This is a genomic window from Sulfitobacter geojensis, assembly GCF_000622325.1.
GTDB classification, from domain to species: domain Bacteria; phylum Pseudomonadota; class Alphaproteobacteria; order Rhodobacterales; family Rhodobacteraceae; genus Sulfitobacter; species Sulfitobacter geojensis.
In genome coordinates this window covers 2009554-2029834 of record NZ_JASE01000005.1, presented here as the reverse complement: position 1 = coordinate 2029834, position 20281 = coordinate 2009554, and the positions used below count along the sequence as shown (strand labels likewise).

At 59.1% G+C, this 20281-nt stretch carries 22 protein-coding genes; 10 read left to right on the top strand and 12 right to left on the bottom strand.

The genetic code is table 11. The features are described 5' to 3' along the window. The first annotated feature begins 4 nt into the window (after positions 1 to 4). A complete protein-coding gene (locus Z947_RS0111855; protein ID WP_025044520.1) occupies positions 5 to 853 on the top strand; it encodes a ferredoxin--NADP reductase in 849 nt (282 codons plus the stop codon). Positions 854 to 928: 75 nt separating this feature from the next. Here the strand turns inward: Z947_RS0111855 and Z947_RS0111850 are convergent, their stop codons facing one another. After that, complete coding sequence (locus tag Z947_RS0111850) at positions 929 to 2005, bottom strand: hypothetical protein (protein WP_037939470.1); 1077 nt, start codon at positions 2003 to 2005, stop codon at positions 929 to 931. Between the two features lie 180 nt (positions 2006 to 2185). On the opposite strand from Z947_RS0111850, the gene infC reads away from it, so the two are divergent. After that, positions 2186 to 2755, top strand: a complete 570-nt coding sequence (infC, locus tag Z947_RS0111845) for a translation initiation factor IF-3 (RefSeq protein WP_235602353.1) — start codon at positions 2186 to 2188, stop codon at positions 2753 to 2755. Between the two features lie 87 nt (positions 2756 to 2842). Here the strand turns inward: infC and Z947_RS0111840 are convergent, their stop codons facing one another. The 6 genes from Z947_RS0111840 to Z947_RS0111810 form a co-directional block, all read right to left on the bottom strand. Then, positions 2843 to 4534, bottom strand: a complete 1692-nt coding sequence (locus Z947_RS0111840; RefSeq protein ID WP_025044517.1) for an OmpA family protein — start codon at positions 4532 to 4534, stop codon at positions 2843 to 2845. Positions 4535 to 4684: 150 nt separating this feature from the next. Next, entirely contained in the window at positions 4685 to 5473 is a 789-nt protein-coding gene (locus Z947_RS0111835) for an FAD binding domain-containing protein (RefSeq protein WP_025044516.1), read from the bottom strand. Between the two features lie 148 nt (positions 5474 to 5621). Then, the gene (locus tag Z947_RS0111830) at positions 5622 to 7985 is read right to left on the bottom strand and encodes a xanthine dehydrogenase family protein molybdopterin-binding subunit (RefSeq protein WP_025044515.1); all 2364 of its coding nucleotides are present in this window, start codon (positions 7983 to 7985) and stop codon (positions 5622 to 5624) included. 289 nt (positions 7986 to 8274) lie between these two features. Further along, the gene (locus tag Z947_RS0111820; protein WP_025044514.1) at positions 8275 to 8760 is read right to left on the bottom strand and encodes a (2Fe-2S)-binding protein; all 486 of its coding nucleotides are present in this window, start codon (positions 8758 to 8760) and stop codon (positions 8275 to 8277) included. A 175-nt stretch (positions 8761 to 8935) separates the two neighbouring features. Continuing rightward, the gene (locus Z947_RS0111815; RefSeq protein ID WP_025044513.1) at positions 8936 to 9931 is read right to left on the bottom strand and encodes a molybdopterin-binding protein; all 996 of its coding nucleotides are present in this window, start codon (positions 9929 to 9931) and stop codon (positions 8936 to 8938) included. Next, the gene (locus Z947_RS0111810; RefSeq protein WP_025044512.1) at positions 9928 to 10896 is read right to left on the bottom strand and encodes an XdhC family protein; all 969 of its coding nucleotides are present in this window, start codon (positions 10894 to 10896) and stop codon (positions 9928 to 9930) included. Before Z947_RS0111810 ends, Z947_RS0111815 begins: the two co-directional genes overlap by 4 nt. Positions 10897 to 11098: 202 nt before the next feature. Between Z947_RS0111810 and Z947_RS0111805 the strand changes: the two genes are divergently transcribed. The 3 genes from Z947_RS0111805 to grxD are packed head-to-tail and all read left to right on the top strand — an operon-like array spanning position 11099 to position 12054. Next, positions 11099 to 11335: a BolA family protein gene (locus Z947_RS0111805; protein ID WP_025044511.1), complete on the top strand. Its 237-nt coding sequence runs from the start codon at positions 11099 to 11101 to the stop codon at positions 11333 to 11335. A gap of 4 nt (positions 11336 to 11339) precedes the next feature. After that, positions 11340 to 11687, top strand: coding sequence for a hypothetical protein (locus Z947_RS0111800; RefSeq protein ID WP_025044510.1), 348 nt, complete (start codon positions 11340 to 11342; stop codon positions 11685 to 11687). 4 nt (positions 11688 to 11691) lie between these two features. Beyond that, the gene (grxD, locus tag Z947_RS0111795) at positions 11692 to 12054 is read left to right on the top strand and encodes a Grx4 family monothiol glutaredoxin (protein WP_025044509.1); all 363 of its coding nucleotides are present in this window, start codon (positions 11692 to 11694) and stop codon (positions 12052 to 12054) included. Positions 12055 to 12207: 153 nt separating this feature from the next. On the opposite strand, the gene Z947_RS0111790 is transcribed toward grxD, so the two are convergent. Both Z947_RS0111790 and Z947_RS0111785 read right to left on the bottom strand, forming a co-directional pair. Continuing rightward, on the bottom strand, positions 12208 to 12597 hold the full coding sequence (locus tag Z947_RS0111790; RefSeq protein WP_025044508.1) for a cell division protein ZapA: 390 nt from the start codon (positions 12595 to 12597) through the stop codon (positions 12208 to 12210). Continuing rightward, the gene (locus tag Z947_RS0111785; protein ID WP_025044507.1) at positions 12597 to 13076 is read right to left on the bottom strand and encodes a hypothetical protein; all 480 of its coding nucleotides are present in this window, start codon (positions 13074 to 13076) and stop codon (positions 12597 to 12599) included. The genes Z947_RS0111790 and Z947_RS0111785 overlap by 1 nt, the downstream gene beginning before the upstream one ends. A 253-nt stretch (positions 13077 to 13329) precedes the next feature. On the opposite strand from Z947_RS0111785, the gene tkt reads away from it, so the two are divergent. Both tkt and Z947_RS22090 read left to right on the top strand, forming a co-directional pair. After that, complete coding sequence (gene tkt, locus Z947_RS0111780) at positions 13330 to 15345, top strand: transketolase (protein ID WP_025044506.1); 2016 nt, start codon at positions 13330 to 13332, stop codon at positions 15343 to 15345. A 247-nt stretch (positions 15346 to 15592) separates the two neighbouring features. Beyond that, the gene (locus Z947_RS22090) at positions 15593 to 15760 is read left to right on the top strand and encodes a hypothetical protein (RefSeq protein WP_156026652.1); all 168 of its coding nucleotides are present in this window, start codon (positions 15593 to 15595) and stop codon (positions 15758 to 15760) included. A 27-nt stretch (positions 15761 to 15787) separates the two neighbouring features. Here the strand turns inward: Z947_RS22090 and Z947_RS0111770 are convergent, their stop codons facing one another. Beyond that, the gene (locus Z947_RS0111770; RefSeq protein ID WP_025044505.1) at positions 15788 to 16759 is read right to left on the bottom strand and encodes a DUF808 domain-containing protein; all 972 of its coding nucleotides are present in this window, start codon (positions 16757 to 16759) and stop codon (positions 15788 to 15790) included. Positions 16760 to 16943: 184 nt separating this feature from the next. Between Z947_RS0111770 and gap (Z947_RS0111765) the strand changes: the two genes are divergently transcribed. From gap (Z947_RS0111765) to gap (Z947_RS0111755), 3 genes are all read left to right on the top strand, one after another. After that, a complete protein-coding gene (gene gap, locus Z947_RS0111765) occupies positions 16944 to 17945 on the top strand; it encodes a type I glyceraldehyde-3-phosphate dehydrogenase (protein ID WP_025044504.1) in 1002 nt (333 codons plus the stop codon). A 60-nt stretch (positions 17946 to 18005) separates the two neighbouring features. Continuing rightward, positions 18006 to 18149, top strand: a complete 144-nt coding sequence (locus tag Z947_RS22220) for a hypothetical protein (RefSeq protein ID WP_025044503.1) — start codon at positions 18006 to 18008, stop codon at positions 18147 to 18149. A gap of 118 nt (positions 18150 to 18267) precedes the next feature. After that, the gene (gene gap, locus Z947_RS0111755) at positions 18268 to 19269 is read left to right on the top strand and encodes a type I glyceraldehyde-3-phosphate dehydrogenase (RefSeq protein ID WP_025044502.1); all 1002 of its coding nucleotides are present in this window, start codon (positions 18268 to 18270) and stop codon (positions 19267 to 19269) included. Here gap (Z947_RS0111755) and coaD read toward each other — a convergent pair. Continuing rightward, positions 19266 to 19760: a pantetheine-phosphate adenylyltransferase gene (gene coaD, locus Z947_RS0111750; RefSeq protein WP_025044501.1), complete on the bottom strand. Its 495-nt coding sequence runs from the start codon at positions 19758 to 19760 to the stop codon at positions 19266 to 19268. The two genes, gap (Z947_RS0111755) and coaD, sit on opposite strands and share 4 nt — an antisense overlap. Positions 19761 to 19842: 82 nt before the next feature. Then, positions 19843 to 20277, bottom strand: a complete 435-nt coding sequence (locus tag Z947_RS0111745) for a CBS domain-containing protein (protein ID WP_025044500.1) — start codon at positions 20275 to 20277, stop codon at positions 19843 to 19845. Positions 20278 to 20281: the final 4 nt, after the last annotated feature.

The window sequence follows — 20281 nt, the reverse complement described above, 5'->3', positions numbered from 1 at the left end:
GAATATGACCGAGCATTCCCCCGTGAACACACAAACCGCCAAAGCCGTACCCACCCTGCCTGACGCGCAGACTGTCACCGCTGTCACCCATTGGACAGACCGGTTGTTCTCTTTCCGTGTCACCCGTCCCGCCTCCATGCGCTTTCGTTCCGGCGAATTCGTGATGATCGGCCTGATGGGTGATCCACACCCCGAAACCGGCAAGCAAAAGCCGCTGTTGCGGGCCTATTCCATCGCCTCCCCCGCTTGGGATGACGAGCTGGAGTTCTATTCGATCAAGGTACAGGACGGCCCGCTGACCTCGAAATTGCAGCACATTCAGGTGGGGGATGAGATCATCCTGCGCCCGAAACCTGTCGGCACGCTGGTGCACGATGCGCTGCTGCCCGGTAAACGGATCTGGTTCTTTGCCACCGGTACGGGGTTCGCGCCTTTCGCATCGCTGCTGCGTGAACCGGAAACCTATGAAAATTATGACGAGGTGATCGTCACACACACTTGCCGGGACGTGAACGAATTGGAATACGGCCGCAAGTTGATCGAAGATCTGCAAGCTGACGAGATGATGCAGGAATTGATCGGCGTCGAAAACCTTGCGAAGATCCGTTATTACCCGACTACCACACGCGAAGAGAGCCCGAAAATGGGGCGCATCACCACGCTACTGCAAGATGGCACAGTGTTCCGCGATCTGGGCATTGACCCGATCAATGTGGAAACCGACCGCGCGATGGTTTGTGGCAGCCTTGATTTCAACAAGGATATTCTGGCGATCCTCGAAGGGTTCGGCCTGGAAGAAGGGGCAAATTCAGACCCCAAGCATTTCGTGATCGAGAAAGCTTTCGTCGGATAAACATCCGATCGGAAAAGAAAAAAACCCGCGTTCGATATCTCGAACGCGGGTTTCTTTTTGCCATGTGGGGCGCGATTACATGCCCAGAGCTTCGCGGATTTTCTCCAAAGCAACCTGCAGCAATTCAGGATTGTCCTGCGCTGATTTCAGACCTTTGGTCAGCACGGTTTTCTGCAAAGCGCCCAGTTCGGACTCTTCAACCATCGCCGTTACTTTCTCCAGATCGAAACCGTCAACACTTAGCAACTGCTCCACCAGCGACGCTTCGGCAGGTGTTTCAGTGCCTTCGGCCACGGCCTGAGCAGCGTCTTCAATCTCCTGCGTCGTGGCCGCTTCAACATCCGCAGCCGCATCCGCTGTAGCGTCGGCAGTCTCTGTTGCAACCTCTGTCGCTGATTCCGCTGTTGCATCAGCAGCTTGCGCGGTGGTGTCGGCAGCATCCGTTGCCGCCTCTGCGGTCGCGTTTGCGGCATCTGTTGCAGCTTCGGTTGTGGCTGTAGCAGCATCTGTCGCTGCTTCAGCCGTTGCGTCGGCAGCATCCGTTGCAGCTTCAGCCGTCGCATCAGCAGCATCTGTCGCCGCTTCAGCCGTGGCCTCTGCGGCTTCGGTCGTCGCTTGTGCCGCTTCACTTGCAGTTTCGCCGGCGGTCGTCGCGGTCTGCTCAACTGCATCTGTGGCGGCTTCAGTCGCAGTCGCAGCGTCTTGCGTCACTGATGTCACAGCTTCGGCCGCTGCATCGCCAGATGTCTCTGCCGTGCCGGTAACGGCCTCGACCGCATCATCTGCCGCTTCGGCAATTGCCTTGCCTGCGGCATCCGCTGTTTCGCCTGCGGCCTCAACCGCACCTTCTGTCGCGTCAGCAACTGCAGCCGCCGCATCGCTCGCAGCTTCGCTCGTCGCCGCAACAGCATCACTTGCCGCTTCGCTTGTTGCTTCGGCTGCGTCTTCTGTCGCCTCAACAGCGTCAGCAACGGTTTCCTTGGCCGCGTCAGCGACTTCACCGACCGCTTCTGATGCCGCTTCCAATGCCGCAGGCGCGTTTACCGCGTCAGAGGCTTCACTCACCATCTCGGTCGGTGTTTTGCCAGAAAACAACATATAGCCAACGCCGGCGACGATGGCTGCAACGACAATCCAAACCAGATTCTTCATATTTTTATCCCCAAGTTTCAGAATGCTGCCCGCCGTCAATGGACATTGGGCCGCTTGATGGTCAAATGCGCAACTGCGCCGCGAGGCGCAAGGGGGAATAAATCGGCAAAGCCCCCCCAGATGAAATTTAGCGGCTTGAAGATACCGCCTGTCACAGCTACTTTATGGCCTCGATAGATCGTGAATAATCAAAGGACCACCACCATCGCTCGCAGACCACATAATGCGCCGCCGCAACGTGACACCGGCCCGCGCGTCAATGATAACATCCGTTCAAATGAAATTCGCCTGATTGGCGCTGATGGCGAGAATGTCGGCGTTGTTACGCCTGCGCGCGCTATGGAAATGGCCGAAGAGGCCGGGCTTGATCTGGTGGAAATTTCGCCAAACGCCAATCCGCCCGTCTGCAAGATCATGGATTTCGGCAAATTCAAATACGAAACGCAGAAACGCGAAGCCGAAGCCCGCAAGAAGCAGAAGATCATCGAGATCAAAGAGGTCAAGTTCCGTCCGAACACGGATACGAACGACTATGAAGTCAAGATGCGCAATGTATTCAAGTTTCTTGAGAACGGCGACAAGGTCAAAATCACCCTGCGTTTCCGGGGCCGCGAGATGGCGCACCAGAACTTGGGCCGCGAGCTGTTGGAACGTGTCGCCGAAGACACCAAAGACGCAGGCCGCGTGGAAAACTTCCCCAAGATGGAAGGCCGCCAGATGGTCATGCTGATCGGGCCGCTGCCGAAATAAGGCCGCACCGTTCAAAACAAGAATACCAAAAAGCCCCCGCCGGAACATTTCCGCGGGGGCTTTTCATTTGTTTCGTGAGCGCAGAGTTTAGCGCAGGAGGTTGGTAATGTTGCGCACAACAGCGCGGCGGTTCTTGACCTCGTCAGCAAGGGTCAGCACCTTTAGCGCACTTTCCCCGTAGCCTTGCGTGACCATATTTTCCGGCGGCACGTCGAAATATTCGGTCAATGCCAATGCCACCGTTTCGGCCCGACGGTCAGACAGGGCAAGGTTATAGGTCGCGCTGCCCACCGCGTCCGTGTGCCCTTCTACAAGGATCACCGTGCGTGGATCAGCTGCTACCAATTCGCTTAGCGTCCGGCCAATTTTGGCAAGGCTGCGGGCCTGTTCGGGCCGGATTGCAGCAGAACCGGTTTCAAAGCGGACCGCGTCCAACTCCAACTCCGGTGCCAAAGCACGCACCTGCTTGATGTCGCGCACCTGCCGCAGTGAAAAGCGGCGGTCCTGTCCGGCGTTCATCTCGGCCTCAAGCGCGGCGCGCAATGCGGCCTCGTCCTGTGTGCCTACTGCCGCAAAGCTTTGTTTAACCGGCGGCAATTCAGTGACCACAACCTGTTCCTCTTGGGCCAGATCGTCGAACAACACATATTCGTTGCCCTGCGCGTCAATGTTTACGCGGCGCAACACCGTGCCGTCCCGGCCCCGCACAGTGATGATTTTCGAACCGTCCGGCTTGGTCACGATGGAGCGTGACGAACCGTCATCGAATGTTTCCGTCGCGACCTGATCACCAGCCCGGCGGATCAGCGCGTCATCGTCTTTCAACACGCGCAGGTCGCCGTTGGGGTCCTCTACCACCACACGATCACCAGAGCGGCTGAGAACCTTGTCGCCGTTTTTCAGGACCGCACCGACAGCCACAGCGCCCAGCCCCAACAAAAGAGCCTTTTCGAACTTGCTAAGCCCGCTGTCATCATCACTGCCGGCCTCTGCGCCGTCGCCGGTCACGGCAGTTTCGAATTCCTCGCTGGAAGAACGCAATTGACCTTCGGCGATTTCCTCTGTCACCACCTCGCCATTGCTTTGCCCCTCGGCTGCTGCGGCGGCGGCTGCTGCGGCGGCGTCCAGTTCCGCTTGTCGTGCGGCGGCGCGTTCTTCACGCAGCGCGGCGCGGTCGGCTTCGGCCTGCGCCTGCTCTGCCGCCAAACGCTCCGCTTCCGCTTGCGCTGCGGCGTCAGCGTCGGCTTGAGCTTGCGCGGCTGCCGCCGCATCCGCATCGGCCTGTGCCTGATTTGCAGCCTCGGCGTCCGCCTCGGCCTGCGCGGCCGCATCCGCTTCGGCTCGCGCCGCTTCTATCGCTGCCGCATCCGCTTCAGCTTGCGCCTTTGCTGCAGCAACAGCCTCCGCTTGCGCTGCGGCCTCAGCTTCTGCCTCAGCTGCGGCATCAGCCTCTGCTTGCGCTGCGGCATCAGCCTCTGCTTGCGCTTGCGCTGCTGCTGCGGCCTCAGCATCTTTGCGGGCTTGTTCGTCTTGCGCGTCAACATTACCGCGTTCTACGGCCACGCTATCTTGTTGCTGTACCTGCGGCACCTCCGTCTCGGCAACGATTTTGCTCAGCTCTTCAGCACTGCGGATCACAGTGCCCTCAACCGTGCAAGGAAACAGCGGGATTTCTGCCGTTACATCACAAGTATCAAGATCTTGCGCGAAACCGGTCGCAGGCCATGCGAGGGCCAAACTCATGCCAAGGGCGGTTGTGGATCGGAATAGCTTTTTCATTGTTGTGTCCTCACTGGGAATCTATCGCCAGTTTTACTGGCCTTGGTCGGACAACCGATATCGGGGCAAGAGGTTCCGCTATTCAATATCAACAGCAAAAAGCCGCGCACCCAACGGCGCGCGGCTTTGTCTCGTCAAACGGTTTCGGGATCAGGAAATGGCGGCGACGGCCCGTTTGGTCATTACACCAACCAGATGCGCGCGATAGGCACCTGTCCCGTGCAAATCACTGATCATCTCGGACCCGTCGGCCTTCAACTCCGCGACCGCGTCGGCAGAGAAATTCGCGCTCAGTGCTTCTTCGGCTTCGGTCCAGCGGAACACGCCATTGTTGGACGCCCCTGTCACCGCAACGCGCACGCCGTCTGCGAATTTTGCCACAAAGACCGCAACCAACGGGAAGCGCGACGCGGGCTGGATCATTTTTTCGTAATGCGCGGCCGTCGGGATCGGAAAGTTCACCGCTGTTACAATCTCACCTTCTTCAAGGGCTGTTTCGAACATACCCAGAAAGTAGTCGTCCGCCGCAATCTCGCGTTGGTTGGTGACAACAGTCGCCCCGCTGCCCAACACAGCCGCCGGATAGCAGGCCGAAGGGTCATTGTTTGCAACGGACCCGCCAATGGTGCCCCGGTTACGCACCGCCGGATCGCCGATCCGCGCCGCAAGGCCAGCCAATGCGGGATAATGCGCCGCCGCCTCGCGCGCGACTGTCGCATGGGTGGTGCCGCCGCCCACGGACAGCTGACTGCCCGACATCGACACACCCTTCATTTCCTCGATCCCGCCCAGCGACACCAGAACCGACGGGGCTGCAAGCCGTGCTTTCAATGTCGGGATCAAAGTTTGCCCCCCAGACATGGGTTGCGCTTCTTCACGCCCCAGCGCACCGACCGCTTCCGCGACTGTTGCGGGCCGCTCTACATCAAAATCATACATTCTCTTCTACCTTTCCACCGGGGCGACGCTGCATGTGCCACGCACCCCCTGCTTCATCTTGCCTTTAAACTCGTCTCGCGCTTGCACGACACGAACATTCCATCAAACAGCACCGGTGCGACGACCCACGGCCCCCGCACCGTGCGCCTTACCCGTTCATCGCTGCCCAAACACGGCTGGGTGACACAGGCATATCAATGTGTTTTACATCATGCCCGCCGGACCGCATCGCGTTGATCACAGCATTCACCACGGCTGGCGGCGATCCAATCGCCCCCGCTTCACCGCAGCCCTTTACCCCCAAGGGGTTATGCGTACACGGCGTCTGGCACGAATGATCCACATCATAGAATGGCAAATCACTGGCCCGTGGCATCGCGTAATCCATGTAGGATGCACTCAACAACTGGCCGTCTTCGTCATAGGCGCAATTTTCAAGCAGCGCCTGACCGACACCCTGCGCGATCCCGCCATGTACCTGACCGGTCACAATCATCGGGTTGATGATATTGCCGAAATCATCCGCTGCCGCAAAGCTTTCGATGGTGACCTGACCCGTTTCGGGGTCCAGCTCCACCTCACAGGCATATGCGCCCGACGGATAGGTAAAGTTTGACGGGTCATAAAACGCCGTCTCTTCCAGACCCGGTTCGATGTCATCCAGCGGATAGTTATGCGGCACATATGCAGCCAGTGTCACATCGCCCCAAGCGACGGATTTATCCGTGCCCGCAACGCTGAACGCACCGTCTTTCAACTCGATATCCCCTTCGGAGGCTTCGAGCAGGTGCGACGCGATCTTCTTGGCCTTGGCGATGATTTTCTCCGTCGCGCGGACCATGGCCGATCCGCCTACGGCGATCGAACGGGAACCATAGGTCCCCATGCCCATCGGCACTTTGGAGGTATCGCCGTGCACAATATCAATCATGCTTTCGTCAATGCCGATCATCTCGGCCACCACTTGCGCAAAGGACGTCTCGTGCCCCTGCCCGTGGCTGTGCGAACCGGTCATCACGACCAAACCACCGGTCGCGTTAACGCGTACCGTAGCGGATTCGTATAGACCCGCACGCGCGCCCAGCTGACCCACAAGGTTTGACGGCGCGATGCCGCAGGCCTCGATGTAGCAATTCACACCAAAACCGCGCAGCTTGCCCTTGGCCTCTGACGCCTTGCGCCGCGCCTCAAAGCCGGACATGTCCGTCATTTCCTCAAGCTTGTCCATCGTCGCGTTGTAATCGCCGGTGTCATATTCCACCGCGACGGGCGTGGCATAAGGGAACTCGGTGATAAAGTTCTGACGGCGCAGGGCAATCGGATCGACGCCCAGCTCATGCGCGGCCATATCGACCAAGCGCTCAAGCTGATAGGTTGCTTCGGGACGGCCCGCACCGCGATACGCATCCACCGGCACCGTATTGGTAAACACTGCCTTCACGTTCACATAGATAAGCGGCGTCTTGTAGTTGCCTGCCATCAGCGTGCCATGCAGCCACGTCGGCACAGAGGGCGCGAAGGTCGACAGATACGCGCCCATGTTGGCGTAAGTATCAGTGCGTAGCGCGGTAAAGTTGTTGTCTGCATCCAGCGCCAATTCGATCTTGGTCACATGGTCGCGGCCATGGGCATCCGATACAAATGCCTCGGAACGGGTTGAGGTCCATTTGACCGGACGGTTTACGGCCTTTGCCGCAAAGGTACAGAATGCTTCTTCCTGATAATGGAAAATCTTGGTGCCAAAACCACCGCCCACATCCGGCGCAACCACACGCAGCTTGTGTTCAGGAATGCCCAACACAAACGCGCCCATCAGCAGACGGATGACATGCGGGTTCTGCGAGGTGGTATAAAGCGTGTGCTCCCCATCAGAGCGGTCGTAATCGCCCACGGCCACACGGGGTTCCATCGGGTTCGCGACCAGACGGTTGTTGGTCAACTCAAGCGTGGTGACATGGGCCGCGTTCTTGAACGCCTCGTCAACCGCGCCTTTGTTCTCTTCAACAAAACCCCAGTCATAACAAAGGTTTCCGGGCAGATCGTCGTGCACCTTGGGTGCACCATCCTTGACTGCATCTTTCATATTCACCACGGCGGGCAGTTCTGCGATGTCGACCTCAATGGCTTCCGCTGCATCACGGGCCTGCGCCAGCGTCTCGGCGACAACAGCGGCAATCGGTTCGCCGACATGGCGCACTTTGCCGTGGGCGAGCACAGGGTGTTTGGGTTCCTGCATCGGGTCGCCATGTTTGTCAGTGACCTGCCAGCCGCAGGGCATACCGCCGATTTCTGCAAAATCTTCACCGGTAAAAATCTGTACCACACCGGGCATCGCGGCTGCGGCCGACGTGTCGACTTTGGTCAGCGTGCCATGAGCCACATCAGAGCGCAGGAAATGCACATAGGCCTGCCCCCGCATGTTGATATCATCAGTATACTTGCCATTTCCGGTCAAAAACCGGACGTCTTCGCGCCGCTTGCTGCTGGCACCAACTCCGCCGTCCTTAGGCATAATATTTCCTCCCTAGATTGGTGCAGAATATGCACCTTGCGTTTGGTGGGGTCTGACATTGGCACACATCACGCACGCCCCGCGCCCCTAATTCTGATGCAAACCGAACCGCACGCCGCGCGGATCAGTGCAGGTGGCAAAGCTGCCAAAACCGGGGGCATCCGCGATCTCTCCCATCAAGGTGCCCCCCGCCCATGCTTTCCCGAGTCCAGCCCATGACGTTGTGAAAGAACGCCGCTGTGGCGTCCCTGTCGTCTGTGCCGGTCTCGATGAAATCAGGGCCCGTCACTTATTCAGCTGCTATCGCGCTGACATCCTGACCGGATGCGGCCATGATCGCCTTGACGATGTTGTGATAGCCGGTGCAACGGCAGATGTTGCCGTCAAGATAGTGGCGCACATCCGCTTCGGTGGGCTTGGGGTTCTCTTTCAGCAAGGCCGCCGCCGACATCACCATGCCCGGCGTGCAGAAACCGCATTGCAACCCGTGGTGGTCCTGAAACGCCTGCTGGATCACGTTAAGCGTGCCGTCCGCTGCTGCCTGCCCTTCGATCGTGTCAACCACAGCGCCTTCGGCCTCGACGGCCAGCATGGTGCAGGATTTGACCGCCTCGCCATTTACATGGACCACGCAGGCCCCGCACTGGCTGGTATCACACCCGATGTGTGTGCCTGTAAGCCCTTGATCATCACGCAAAAACTGCGCCAACAGCGTGCGGCCTTCGACCTCGCCAGTCGCCGTCTTGCCGTTCACGGTCATTTTGACCTGTGTCATAATATCCTCCCTTGGTGTTCGTGTTTGAGGGGAGTTAACCACGGGCAAGCGCAGTTGAGAATAACAAATTCAATAGTTTTTGCGATATGACGGAATAATCGGAAAAACCCCGCGTCCTTCCCGTCCGGTTGCCGGTCCAGACAGCACAGCCGCCGCACGCCTGTTTGCCTCCCGCTTAGGGCTTGGCCCCGCGCCGCGGTTGCGGACGGGTCGGGATTTCCTTAAGCAATCCGCCCACCCCCATGCCCGCAATATCCCGCGCGGTGACAGGCACACCGCAGACAATCCGCGATAGCACCCAATCCGCACCGTTCAGCGCCGGCGCGCGCGCGCATCCGGGCAAACCTATCACCGGGCGCCCCAAAAGGTCGCCGGTGAACAACAGGTTACCCGGATCAACCGGCATGCCAAAGCGTTCCACCTGCCCGCCTGCGGCACGCAAGGCAGACGGTCCAACGTCCTGCGGATCCGACGTGGCAGAGCCCGTTAGCACCAGAACAAGATCACTTTGCGTGGCCGATAGGGCCGCCGCCAAAGCATCGCGTTCATGCGGCACCATCACCACGGCGTCCAGCGCAACATCAAGTGCCGCCAGCCGGTCCGCAATCGCCTTGCGCCCTTTGTCTCCTGCACCGCCGGGGATCTCTGTGATAATCAATGTTGCGGTATGCAGCACCGGTCGGGCCAGCGATATCGCGCCTTTGCCAGCGGCACCAACCGCCCGCTGCAACGCGCTGCCCGAAACAGCATAAGAGATGATTTTGATCGTCGCGGCCATGCCGCCATTGGCCAACTGGCCATGCGGGGGCACTGTCGCAATTGTGATCATCGGGTCCACCGCATTCACCGCTTCAAGTGCTGCGACATCCAACTGCACCACGCCGGCCCCTTGCGCCAGAAGGTTAACGCGACCTGTAAACGCGGGTGTTACGTCCAATCCCTGCCCGCTGCCAAGCACCGCTTTCGCAAGCGTGGTGGCAGCTTCATTTTCGCCCACGTCCCCCGCCTCAAGTCGGGCGACGATTACCATGTCGATCTGCGCCTCTGCCAAAGCGGCGATGTCGGCGCGGCCAAGCACGCGGCCTTTGCGCAGGCGCCGCTGACGCACCGCGACCGAATGCGCCAGCACGGCACCTTCGGCTTCACGCAAGGGAACAGGGCCAAAGATCATGTGCGGCGCAACGTCTGGATGATCTGGGCCATGATCGACACGGCAATCTCGGCCGGTCCTGCCGCACCGATGTTCAACCCGACGGGTCCGTTGATCCGCGCAATTTGTTCCGCGTCAAACCCCGCCTCCTGCAAGCGCGTCACCCTTGCCGCGTGGGTACGCGAACTGCCCAAGGCCCCGATGTAAAACGCCGCCGATTTCAGCCCCACATGGAGCGCGGGGTCGTCGAGTTTGGGATCATGAGTGAGCAGCACCAGCGCGGTGCGGGCATCGCCGCCGATCTCGTCGAGCGCCTCGTCCGGCCAGTCATTGACGATCTTCGCGTCGGGAAAACGCGCGACCGAGCCGAAGGCTTCACGCGGATCCACAACAATTGGGTCAAATCCGGCGGCCTGTGCCATGCTCACCAGCGTTTGCGCGATATGGACCGCCCCCACGACCACCAGTCGTAACGGCGGATTGTGGATCGCGACGAAGCTTCCCCCGTCTTCGCTGACCCCCGAGCGGTCCATCCTGAACCGCGCCGCGTGGCCGTCCTCGCGCAGCGCACGTTCGGAGCCATCCAGCGCAACCTCATAGGCGATTGCCTTGCGATTGGCGCGCGCCGCCACCAGTTGTTCCAGCATTTCAACGGGCATACCGTCCGCACCTACGGGTTCGACCATGATGCGAATGTTACCGCCGCAGGCCAGCCCGACCGCAAAAGCATCGCCGTCGCTGACACCGTATTCCAACAGACGGGTACCGCCCTTTTCCAATACGTCCATGGCCTCCAACACCACGGCCCCTTCGACGCAGCCGCCGGAAACGGATCCCTCCATCTCGCCCTCGCCGGAGATCACCAACTGTGATCCCACACGGCGGGGCGCCGACCCCCAGGTTTCGATCACGGTGGCCAGAACAGCGCCCTTGCCCGCCCGCACCCAGTCCAGCGCCTGCTCCGGTGCTCTTTCGCTTTGCTGCATGTCGCCCCTCCGTCAAAATCCTGTGGCACCTTCGCAAAAACGCGCCCACCCCCAAACACCTAATGTGCCACCCTGCCGCGCTCAATGGGATAGTGCATCCCCCGATTATTACAGCCCATTCGCTTGCACAGCTCCCTTGTGACGACTACATCTGGCCCACAACGATAAACACACCAATACCCATACAGCCGGAGCCCCGACCATGCCCATGCAAGCCCAAGAGATCGAAGAGCTGATCCGCGCGTCCTTCCCCGATGCCGAGATCACTGTAGAGGGCAATGATGGCGTGCACATGGCCGCGATGGTGGTAGATGCCTCTTTCAAGGGCAAGAACCGGGTGCAGCAACAACGCGCGGTTTATGCGGCCCTAAAGGGTAAAATGGACGGGCCAAACGGTGATCTGCATGCACTGGCGCTGACCACCAAAGCGCCGGATTAACGCCATGTGGGTTTGGATGCTTGTTCTGGTTTTGCTCGGGGTCGGTATCACCGGTCTGGTGCAATACCGTGCACAGCGTTCAACCTATCGCCCGCTTGCCGGTCGCCAGCCGCCGCGCCGCGTCCGTGACGTGCCGTTGGGTATGGAAGCGACCGATCTCGACGCCGTGTCCCGCACAAACCGGCGCAACGAAAGCCTTGAGCGGGGGCAGACCAACTGGTTGTCCGCCAAAGGCGTGTTCGGACGCGCCGATGCGGATGTACCGCCGCTGGCCGACGATGAAACCTATGCTGCGCGTTACCACGACGCGTTTCACACCTCTCAATCCAATACCACGAAATCAAAGGATTAATTCCATGAGCGATGCAGCCACCCGTATCAAATCAACCATCACCGAAAACAACGTCGTCCTGTTTATGAAGGGCACCAAAGAAATGCCGCAATGCGGGTTCTCTTCCCGCGTGGCCGGTGTGCTAAACTACATGGGGATCGATTATTCCGATGTGAACGTGCTGGCGGACGAAGACATCCGCGCCGGTATCAAGGATTTTTCCGACTGGCCGACCATCCCGCAGCTTTACGTCAAAGGCGAGTTTGTCGGCGGCTGTGACATCATAACCGAAATGACCCTGTCGGGCGAACTCGACACCCTGTTCGAGGAAAACGGCGTCGCGTACGACAAGGAAGCCGCTGACAAGATCCGCGAAGCCAACGGGTAATATACACCCGCAGGTAACTCTCTACTTGCGTACGAGAAAAAAAGCGTTCCATCAGTGATGATGGAACGCTTTTTTATGTCCGACACATTCAATTACGTCAGACATTTATTTCTGTTGGTCAGCTTAGCCTAACAGACAGCCGGACAATCGGACCTAGCTTGCTTTTTCTTCTATCGCGGCGGCCAGTGCTTCTGCCTGCGCTGCGACCTCGGCCAAAGTATCGGTGACCTGCTGCGGCACAACGGGCACCTCGATGCGTTCGGGTTCAACAACCGCATTACGCAATCCGGCCAATTCGGCCTCGCGCTCGGCCAGCTCTGCGCGCACTTCCTTGATCTTGTCCTCGACGCTGGCGGTTTTATCGGCCAGCAACAGACCCGCCATCAACAGCATGCGCGCTTCGGGCATCCGGCCGACCTGATCGGACAGCACCTGTGCCTCGTCGTCCAGCATTTTGGCGGCGGAATGCAGATAGGTTTCCTCGCCCTCCTGACAGGCCACTTCGAACTGACGGCCGCCAATGGTGATTTTCGTTTCTGGCATCAGGCTGTCTCCTCGTCTGTAGCGTTCTCGAGCAAAGGCGTCAGTGCAGAGATGATGGCGCTGGTTTCAGCCACGTCAGCAGCCCGCGCCGCGCGCAGCCCTTCCAGTTCGGCCAGCATCGCCTTGTTGATCAGATGCGGGTCGCCCACCCCTTCGGCATTTGCCTGTTGCAAGGCTTCGCAGGCCTCTGACAGTTGTGCGTTGGCGCGGCGGACCCGCTGCAAATCGCTGTCCAGCTGCGCCATGCGGGCGGCACCTTCCTCGACCTTGGCACGCAATTGCGCCAGCTCGTCCTCAGAGCGCGCCTTGAGGGTGCGTACCCGCTCTGTCAGCTGGGCATTGGCGGTGCGCTCGTCTTCAAGCGCCTGCATCATTTCGGGGTCCGGTCCGGCAGGGGCGCTGCCGATCTTGTCCAGCCCGCTTGCAACCCGATCCATCGCCATAGTGATGCGGCGTTGCAGCTCGTCGATGTTACTCATGTTCCTGCGGTCCCCCGTAAGCTTTCGTTCATTCTTGTCGCCCCGTGTGCAATGTAAGGCGCGAATCGCCCTGAAACAACATTTCGTCAATCCTACCCAAAGAAATCACCAAATGCGCCCCCCCGTTTGAGATCAGCCACTTGAGCGGCGAAGTTCACCCCAACCGCGCCATGGCGCGCCTTTGGCTTGAACTTTGCGGGCGCGCTGGTATGCACGGGCGCAACTGAATTGCTCACCCATAAGGAAGCCTCCCTTGGATCTGAACGCCCTGCGCACCGCAAACCCTGACCACTGGTCCAAAGCCACCGCCATCCGCGCGCTGACACTGGACGCCGTCGCCGCTGCCAACTCCGGCCACTCCGGCATGCCGATGGGCATGGCCGACGTCGCCACGGTGCTGTTTGAAAACCACCTGAAGTTTGATGCTGCCAACCCACTGTGGCCTGACCGCGACCGTTTCATCCTGTCCGCCGGTCACGGGTCGATGTTGATCTATTCCCTGCTGCATCTGGTCGGTGATGCGCAATTCCCGATCGAAGAGATCAAGAACTTCCGCCAGATGGGCGCACGCACTGCGGGCCACCCCGAGAATTTCCTTGCCGATGCGATCGAAACCACCACCGGTCCGCTGGGTCAGGGCATTGCCAACTCCGTGGGTTTCGCCATGGCGGAAGAAATCCAGCGCGCGACTTATGGCAGCAAAGTAGTAGACCACTTCACCTATGTCATCGCCGGCGACGGCTGCCTGATGGAAGGTGTATCGCAAGAGGCGATCACATTGGCCGGCCGCCACCAACTGTCCAAGCTGATTGTGATGTGGGACAACAACAACATCACCATCGACGGTCCCGTCACCCTGTCGGACCGCACCGATCAAGTGACCCGCTTTGAAGCTGCCGGTTGGCATGTGATTGAAATCGACGGCCATAACCCTTCCGAGATTGACGCCGCTTTGACCGAAGCGCGCAAATCCGACAAACCCTCGATGATCGCCTGCAAAACCCACATCGCATTGGGCCACGCAGCACAGGACACATCAAAAGGCCACGGTGCCCTGACCGACCCCGACCAGATGGCCGCTGCCAAAGCCGCCTATGGTTGGACCACAGCGCCCTTTGAAGTACCCGCAGATGTGAAATCGGCATGGGAAGAAATCGGCAAACGCGGCGCGGCGGAACGTGCGGCATGGGAAGAACGGTTTGACAAAATGCCACGCGCCAAGCGCGAGACCTTTAACCGCGCCCTCGCTGGTGATGCGCCCAAGAAACTGAGCGCCACGATCAAAGCCTTCAAAAAGCAGATGTCGGAAACCGCGCCAAAACTTGCCACGCGTGCCTCCTCCGAAAAGACGCTTGAAGTGATCAACCCGATCATGCCCGAAACCGTTGGTGGTTCTGCGGACCTGACCGGATCGAACAACACCAAGACATCCGATCTTGGGGTTTTCGACACGGATAACCGCGCGGGCCGCTATGTGTACTGGGGCATCCGCGAACACGGCATGTCAAGCGCGATGAATGGTATGGCGCTGCACGGCGGCGTACGCCCCTATGGCGGCACATTCATGTGTTTCACCGATTACGCCCGCCCCGCCATGCGTCTGGCGGCACTGATGCAGGTGCCTAGCGTTTTCGTGATGACCCATGATTCCATCGGTCTTGGCGAAGATGGGCCGACACACCAGCCGGTCGAGCATCTGGCAATTTCGCGGTCCACGCCAAACACCTATGTCTTCCGCCCTGCCGATACCGTGGAAACGGCAGAAGCGTGGGAAATCGCGCTGACGGCCAAGAAAACGCCGTCAGTTCTGTCGTTGACCCGCCAAGGGCTGCCGACCGTGCGCCTTGAACACAAGAACAACAATCTGGTCGAAAAAGGTGCCTATGTGCTGGCGGATTCCGAAGGCAAACGTCAGGTCATCCTGATCGCCACCGGCTCCGAAGTGCATCTGGCAATGCAGGCCCGCGAGATGTTGCAGGCCGAGGGCATCGGCACCCGCGTGGTGTCCATGCCCTGCATGGAGCTGTTCGCAGCGCAGGACGAAGCCTATCGCAAACGTATCCTGCCGGGCGGCGCGGTCCGCGTTGGTGTTGAGGCTGGCGTACAGATGGGTTGGGACCGCTGGTTGTTTGGCGAGCGCGGCAAATCGAACAAGGCGGCCTTTGTTGGCATGGACCGCTTCGGTGCCTCCGCCCCTGCCGAAGAGCTGTTCGAGAAGTTTGGAATCACCGCGCAGGGTGTTGCGGACGCGGCCAAGGCATTGCTTTAAACCAAGCTTCACAACCAGAAGATTATTGAAGGCCCTGTCCGTTTTGGACGGGGCTTTTTGCATTTCGACAATGCGACAAGCGGAAATTCGCATGTATATAGCGGGATAATGCCGATATCCGCCGGAATGAGGTATTTCCTAGATCGGGAAATCAACCTAACCTATGGTTGATCGCAGAACGATTCATACTTTCTTAGGCTTCACCGCCGTACCATCGGGTGAAGCCCAACCGTCAAAAGGGGATCACATGCCTGTCGTATTTATGATCGCAGCACTTTGTGCCGGTTTGACCTGCGCCGCTGTCTGGCTTGCCTTGGGCGGTTCCGGTCTTATGGCCTTTGTCGTGTATGTTTTGAGCGGACAACTGGTTATCGCAGCGCTTCTTGGCCGCGCTGCAATTCGCGAGCTACGCTAACCCCAAGAAAGATCGCATGCGGGGTGTTTAAGTCGCGCGATGAAACACCGCCCGCCACAGTGGCGTGATGATCTTTTCGCCTAATGGGATCAACAACAGGCCCAAGCCCAATCCGAACACGCCGTCCATTGCCGCCTTGCTGAACCATTCCGTTGCACCCTCTATCGCCGGGGGCACCATGTGGCCAACTGCGTATGCCGCGTCGTGTATCCAGTGACCCAATGTGGTGAACCCCAGTTCTTCCATCCCGTGAACGATGATGGACCCGCCGACCCAAAGCATCGCGGCCGTGCCCACAACGGTCAGCGCCTTCAGGAACCCCGGCATGCCCCGAACCAATCCGCGCCCGAGACTGCGCGTGAGGCCAAGCCGGCCCTTGTTGGCCATCAGCAATCCCAGATCGTCCATTTTCACAATCACGGCCACGGCACCGTAAACCGCCACCGTAATCATCACTGCGACGGCGGCCAGTGTTGCCGCCTCCATCCAGAAATTGCTCGGCGGTATCGCGGCCAAGGCTATGGTCATGATTTCGGCGGACAGGATGAAATCGGTCTTGATGGCCCCTGCCGCTTTTTGTTCTTCCAGCGACGCGGGATCCTCAACGACCTTATCCTTGTCGGGGTAATCTTCATGGCCGTGACTAAGCCCTAGGGCGTGGGCGACTTTCTCCGCCCCCTCGAAACACAAATAAGCACCGCCCAACATCAGCAAAGGCGCAATCGCCCAGGATGCAAAAGCCGACAGCGCAAGCCCCGCCGGCAGCAGGAACAACAGCTTGTTGCGCAGACTGCCCTTTGTGATCCGCCAGATGACCGGCAATTCGCGGCTGGCCTCAAAGCCCTGAACATATTTCGGCGATACGGCAGCATCATCAATCACCGCGCCTGCGGCTTTGGTACCGGCCTTGGCCGCCTGCCCGATCACGTCATCAATCGACGAAGCTGCGACTTTGGCAATGGCTGCGACATCGTCCAACAGGGCTATCAATCCGCTCATCAGGCATCCTTTCACACGTTAAAATCAAAACTAGCGTGATCGCGCGCCGCTGCAAGCCCCCACCTTTACCGCTAACACAAAAATTTAGCGCTAACAGGCACTTATCCCCTGCCTTTAGCCCTTTCACCTTGGGTACAGGGGCAGTTATAGAGCGCGCAATCCCTCTGCCTAAAGGACGCATTTCATGACCATCAAAGTCGGTATTAACGGATTTGGCCGCATTGGCCGTTGCACGCTAAGCCACATCGCCGCTTCCGGGCGCGACGACATTCAGGTGGTCAAATTGAATGCCACCGGCCCGCTGGCCACGGCGGCCCATCTGCTGAAATACGATTCCGTGCACGGACGTTTCCCCGGTCAGGTCACAGTCGAGGATGGCTATCTGAACCTTGGGCAGAACGACATCGAAGTGATGTCGAGCTACCATCTGGAAGAACTGGACTGGACCGGCTGTGATGTCGTGCTGGAATGTACCGGCCAGTTCAACGACGGCAACAAGGCGAACGTCCACCTCGAACAAGGCGCGAAACGCGTGCTGCTATCGGCCCCGGGTAAGAACGTTGACCGCACAGTTGTGTACGGCGTGAACCACGATTCGATGGTCAAGTCGGACAAGATGATCTCAAACGGGTCCTGCACCACCAACTGCCTCGCCCCGCTTGCCAAGGTGATGCACGAAGCCATCGGCATCGAAAGCGGTTTGATGACCACGATCCACAGCTATACCGGCGACCAGCCGACATTGGACCGGCGCCATTCGGACCTGTATCGCGCCCGCGCGGCTGCCATGGCGCTGATCCCAACTTCAACCGGTGCTGCCAAGGCATTGGGCGAAGTTTACCCCGCGATGAAGGGCAAGCTCGACGGCACTGCGATGCGCGTGCCCACACCAAACGTTAGCGCCGTTGACCTGACATTTACCGCCTCGCGCGATGTGACGGTCGAAGAAGTGAACGCCGCCGCCAAAGCCGCGGCCAAGGGACCGATGAAGGGCGTGCTGGGGTATGATCCCGAGCAGAAGGTCAGCATCGACTTCAACCACACCGAAGAAAGCTGCATCTTTGCCCCGGACCAGACCATTGTGGTCGCGGGCCGCACTGTGCGCGTGCTGGCGTGGTACGACAACGAATGGGCGTTTTCCGTGCGGATGGCGGATGTTGCCGTGGCCATGGGCGAATTGGGCTAACCCTTGCGCGACCGGTCTGCCCCTGTCATATCGGGGCGGACCAGAGCGGAGCTGAGCCACGTGACCAACCCTATCGCCATCGTTTTGGGCATCCTCATCACCGTTGCTATTGTCGTCGACGTGATGTTGTTCGGCACAGATCATATGATCTTTCTCGGCAAGAAGTTTTTCGAGCTGATCGAATGGATCGCCTTTTGGCGCTAGTCCCCGCGCCGCACTTTTACGAAAATTGTATCGGTACTTGTTTCCCGCCCTGCCCCCCGTTGACATGTGGCGCGCGGTGTCGCTTTTTGGCGCAAGAATTTGATCAAAAGGTAACGCCATGACTGTAAAACTGGCCATCAACGGCTTCGGGCGGATCGGGCGCAACGTGTTGCGGGCCTTGATCGAACGCGGGATGGGCGATTTCGAAGTCGTCGCCATCAACGACCTTGCTCCGCTTGAAACCATTGCGCATCTTTTCGAATTTGACTCGGTACACGGCCGCTATGGCAAGCCCGTCACACTGGGTGACAACACAATGGATGTGGGTTTCGGCCCGATGCGCGTGACTGCGGAACGCGCACCGGACATGCTGCCCTGGGGGGACGTGGACATCGTGCTGGAATGCACAGGGTTCTTTCGCAGCCCCGACACCGCTGCGTTGCATCTGGCAAATGGATCCAAGCGCGTGCTGATCTCGGCGCCCGCCACCGGAGACCTGAAAACAGTGGTTTACGGCGTGAACCACCAGATCATCACAGCGGATGACCAGATCATCAGCAATGCATCCTGCACGACGAACTGTCTTGTCCCTGTGGCGCATGTGTTGCACGAATCCTTTGGTATCTTGCGCGGACATATGACCACCGTGCACAGCTATACCGGCACGCAACCGGTGCATGATCGTGCCCACAAAGACCTTTATCGCGCGCGCGCTGCGGCCCTGTCGATGATCCCGACAACAACGGGTGCCGCCGAGACCCTAGGCGTGGTGCTACCCCATCTTGACGGGGTGATTACCGGCACGGCAATCCGCGTGCCGACGCCAAATGTGTCCTGCTGTGATCTGGTGGTGGAGCTGTCAAAGAACGCGGATGCTGCGCAGATCAACCAAGCCATGCAGGACGCCGCCGCCGGAGCGCTGAACGGGGTGCTGGATGTGACCGACCGCAAGCTGGTCTCAACGGATTTCAACCATGATCCGGCCAGCGCAATTTTCGCCAGCGATCAGACTTCGGTACAGAAGGGAAATCTGGCCCGCGTTCTGGTCTGGTATGACAATGAATGGGCCTTTTCGAACCGGATGCTGGACACCGCCGGCGTGATGGCCCAGTTCCTTTAAACTGCGAACTTGGCCAACACGCGGGCTTCAACGCGGGGGGTGACAAACTTGCTGATGTCCCCCTCCAGCCGCGCGATTTCCTTGACCAGCTTGCTGGCAATCGCCTGATGCTGCGCTTCGGCCATCAGGAACACAGTCTCGATCGAATCATCCAACTGACGGTTCATGCCAACCATTTGATATTCATATTCGAAATCCGCAACCGCACGCAGGCCGCGCACGATCATCTGAGCCCCGACATCGCGGGCGCAATTGATCAACAGATTCTCGAACGGATGTACGACGATTTCAATGCCGGTCTGTTTGGCAAGTGCTGCACATTCCGCTTCGATCATCGACACGCGTTCTTCAAGATTGAACAAGGGCCCCTTGTCACGGTTGATCGCAACACCGATCACCAGCTTGTCCACCAAGGTGGCAGCGCGACGGATGATGTCGATATGCCCCAGCGTGATGGGGTCAAAAGTACCGGGATAAAGGCCAATGCGCATGCCGTGTCCTGACTGTCAGTTCGATTTGGATAGCTCAATTTCTCGCGCAAGCAACCACGCCACGCCGACAGGTGCAAGCAGGTTAATGCCCCATGATCATCCCTTCAAGCGCGTCCTTCTCCATCGCCAGTTCGGACAGGCGTGCCTTGACCACATCGCCAAGGCTGATCAGGCCGACCAACTTGCCCTCGTCGAGCACCGGCATGTGGCGAAACCGCCCCTCTGTCATCTTTTTCAGGATCTCGTCGGCACGGTCATCGCGCCCGCAGGTCACCAATTTGGTGGTCATCAATTTGTCTACGGTCAGGGGCAGACATTGCGCGCCCTGCCGTCCCAGTTCACGCACGATGTCGCGTTCAGATAGAATACCGTCAGGGGTTTGCCCGTCGGATGAAATCACCAAGGTCCCGATCCGCTTTTCCGACAGCAGTTTTGCAGCTTCGGAGATCAGCATCGACGGAAGGGATGTCACCACCGCATCATCCGATTTCGACTTCAGAATTTGTGAGACAAGCATGGTT

What these genes read in the sequence shown, in the direction of transcription:
- Z947_RS0111820 (WP_025044514.1), bottom strand. Translation starts at nt 8,760, where the DNA reads ATGACACAGGTCAAAATGACCGTGAACGGCAAGACGGCGACTGGCGAG.
- Z947_RS0111810 (WP_025044512.1), bottom strand. Translation starts at nt 10,896, where the DNA reads ATGCAGCAAAGCGAAAGAGCACCGGAGCAGGCGCTGGACTGGGTGCGG.
- Z947_RS0111840 (WP_025044517.1), bottom strand. Translation starts at nt 4,534, where the DNA reads ATGAAAAAGCTATTCCGATCCACAACCGCCCTTGGCATGAGTTTGGCC.
- Z947_RS0111835 (WP_025044516.1), bottom strand. Translation starts at nt 5,473, where the DNA reads ATGTATGATTTTGATGTAGAGCGGCCCGCAACAGTCGCGGAAGCGGTC.
- gap (WP_025044502.1), top strand. Translation starts at nt 18,268, where the DNA reads ATGACTGTAAAACTGGCCATCAACGGCTTCGGGCGGATCGGGCGCAAC.
- Z947_RS0111745 (WP_025044500.1), bottom strand. Translation starts at nt 20,277, where the DNA reads ATGCTTGTCTCACAAATTCTGAAGTCGAAATCGGATGATGCGGTGGTG.
- Z947_RS0111850 (WP_037939470.1), bottom strand. Translation starts at nt 2,005, where the DNA reads ATGAAGAATCTGGTTTGGATTGTCGTTGCAGCCATCGTCGCCGGCGTT.
- Z947_RS0111855 (WP_025044520.1), top strand. Translation starts at nt 5, where the DNA reads ATGACCGAGCATTCCCCCGTGAACACACAAACCGCCAAAGCCGTACCC.
- Z947_RS0111815 (WP_025044513.1), bottom strand. Translation starts at nt 9,931, where the DNA reads ATGATCTTTGGCCCTGTTCCCTTGCGTGAAGCCGAAGGTGCCGTGCTG.
- grxD (WP_025044509.1), top strand. Translation starts at nt 11,692, where the DNA reads ATGAGCGATGCAGCCACCCGTATCAAATCAACCATCACCGAAAACAAC.
- Z947_RS22090 (WP_156026652.1), top strand. Translation starts at nt 15,593, where the DNA reads ATGCCTGTCGTATTTATGATCGCAGCACTTTGTGCCGGTTTGACCTGC.
- Z947_RS0111830 (WP_025044515.1), bottom strand. Translation starts at nt 7,985, where the DNA reads ATGCCTAAGGACGGCGGAGTTGGTGCCAGCAGCAAGCGGCGCGAAGAC.
- Z947_RS0111770 (WP_025044505.1), bottom strand. Translation starts at nt 16,759, where the DNA reads ATGAGCGGATTGATAGCCCTGTTGGACGATGTCGCAGCCATTGCCAAA.
- Z947_RS0111790 (WP_025044508.1), bottom strand. Translation starts at nt 12,597, where the DNA reads ATGCCAGAAACGAAAATCACCATTGGCGGCCGTCAGTTCGAAGTGGCC.
- Z947_RS0111800 (WP_025044510.1), top strand. Translation starts at nt 11,340, where the DNA reads ATGTGGGTTTGGATGCTTGTTCTGGTTTTGCTCGGGGTCGGTATCACC.
- coaD (WP_025044501.1), bottom strand. Translation starts at nt 19,760, where the DNA reads ATGCGCATTGGCCTTTATCCCGGTACTTTTGACCCCATCACGCTGGGG.
- Z947_RS0111805 (WP_025044511.1), top strand. Translation starts at nt 11,099, where the DNA reads ATGCCCATGCAAGCCCAAGAGATCGAAGAGCTGATCCGCGCGTCCTTC.
- Z947_RS0111785 (WP_025044507.1), bottom strand. Translation starts at nt 13,076, where the DNA reads ATGAGTAACATCGACGAGCTGCAACGCCGCATCACTATGGCGATGGAT.
- gap (WP_025044504.1), top strand. Translation starts at nt 16,944, where the DNA reads ATGACCATCAAAGTCGGTATTAACGGATTTGGCCGCATTGGCCGTTGC.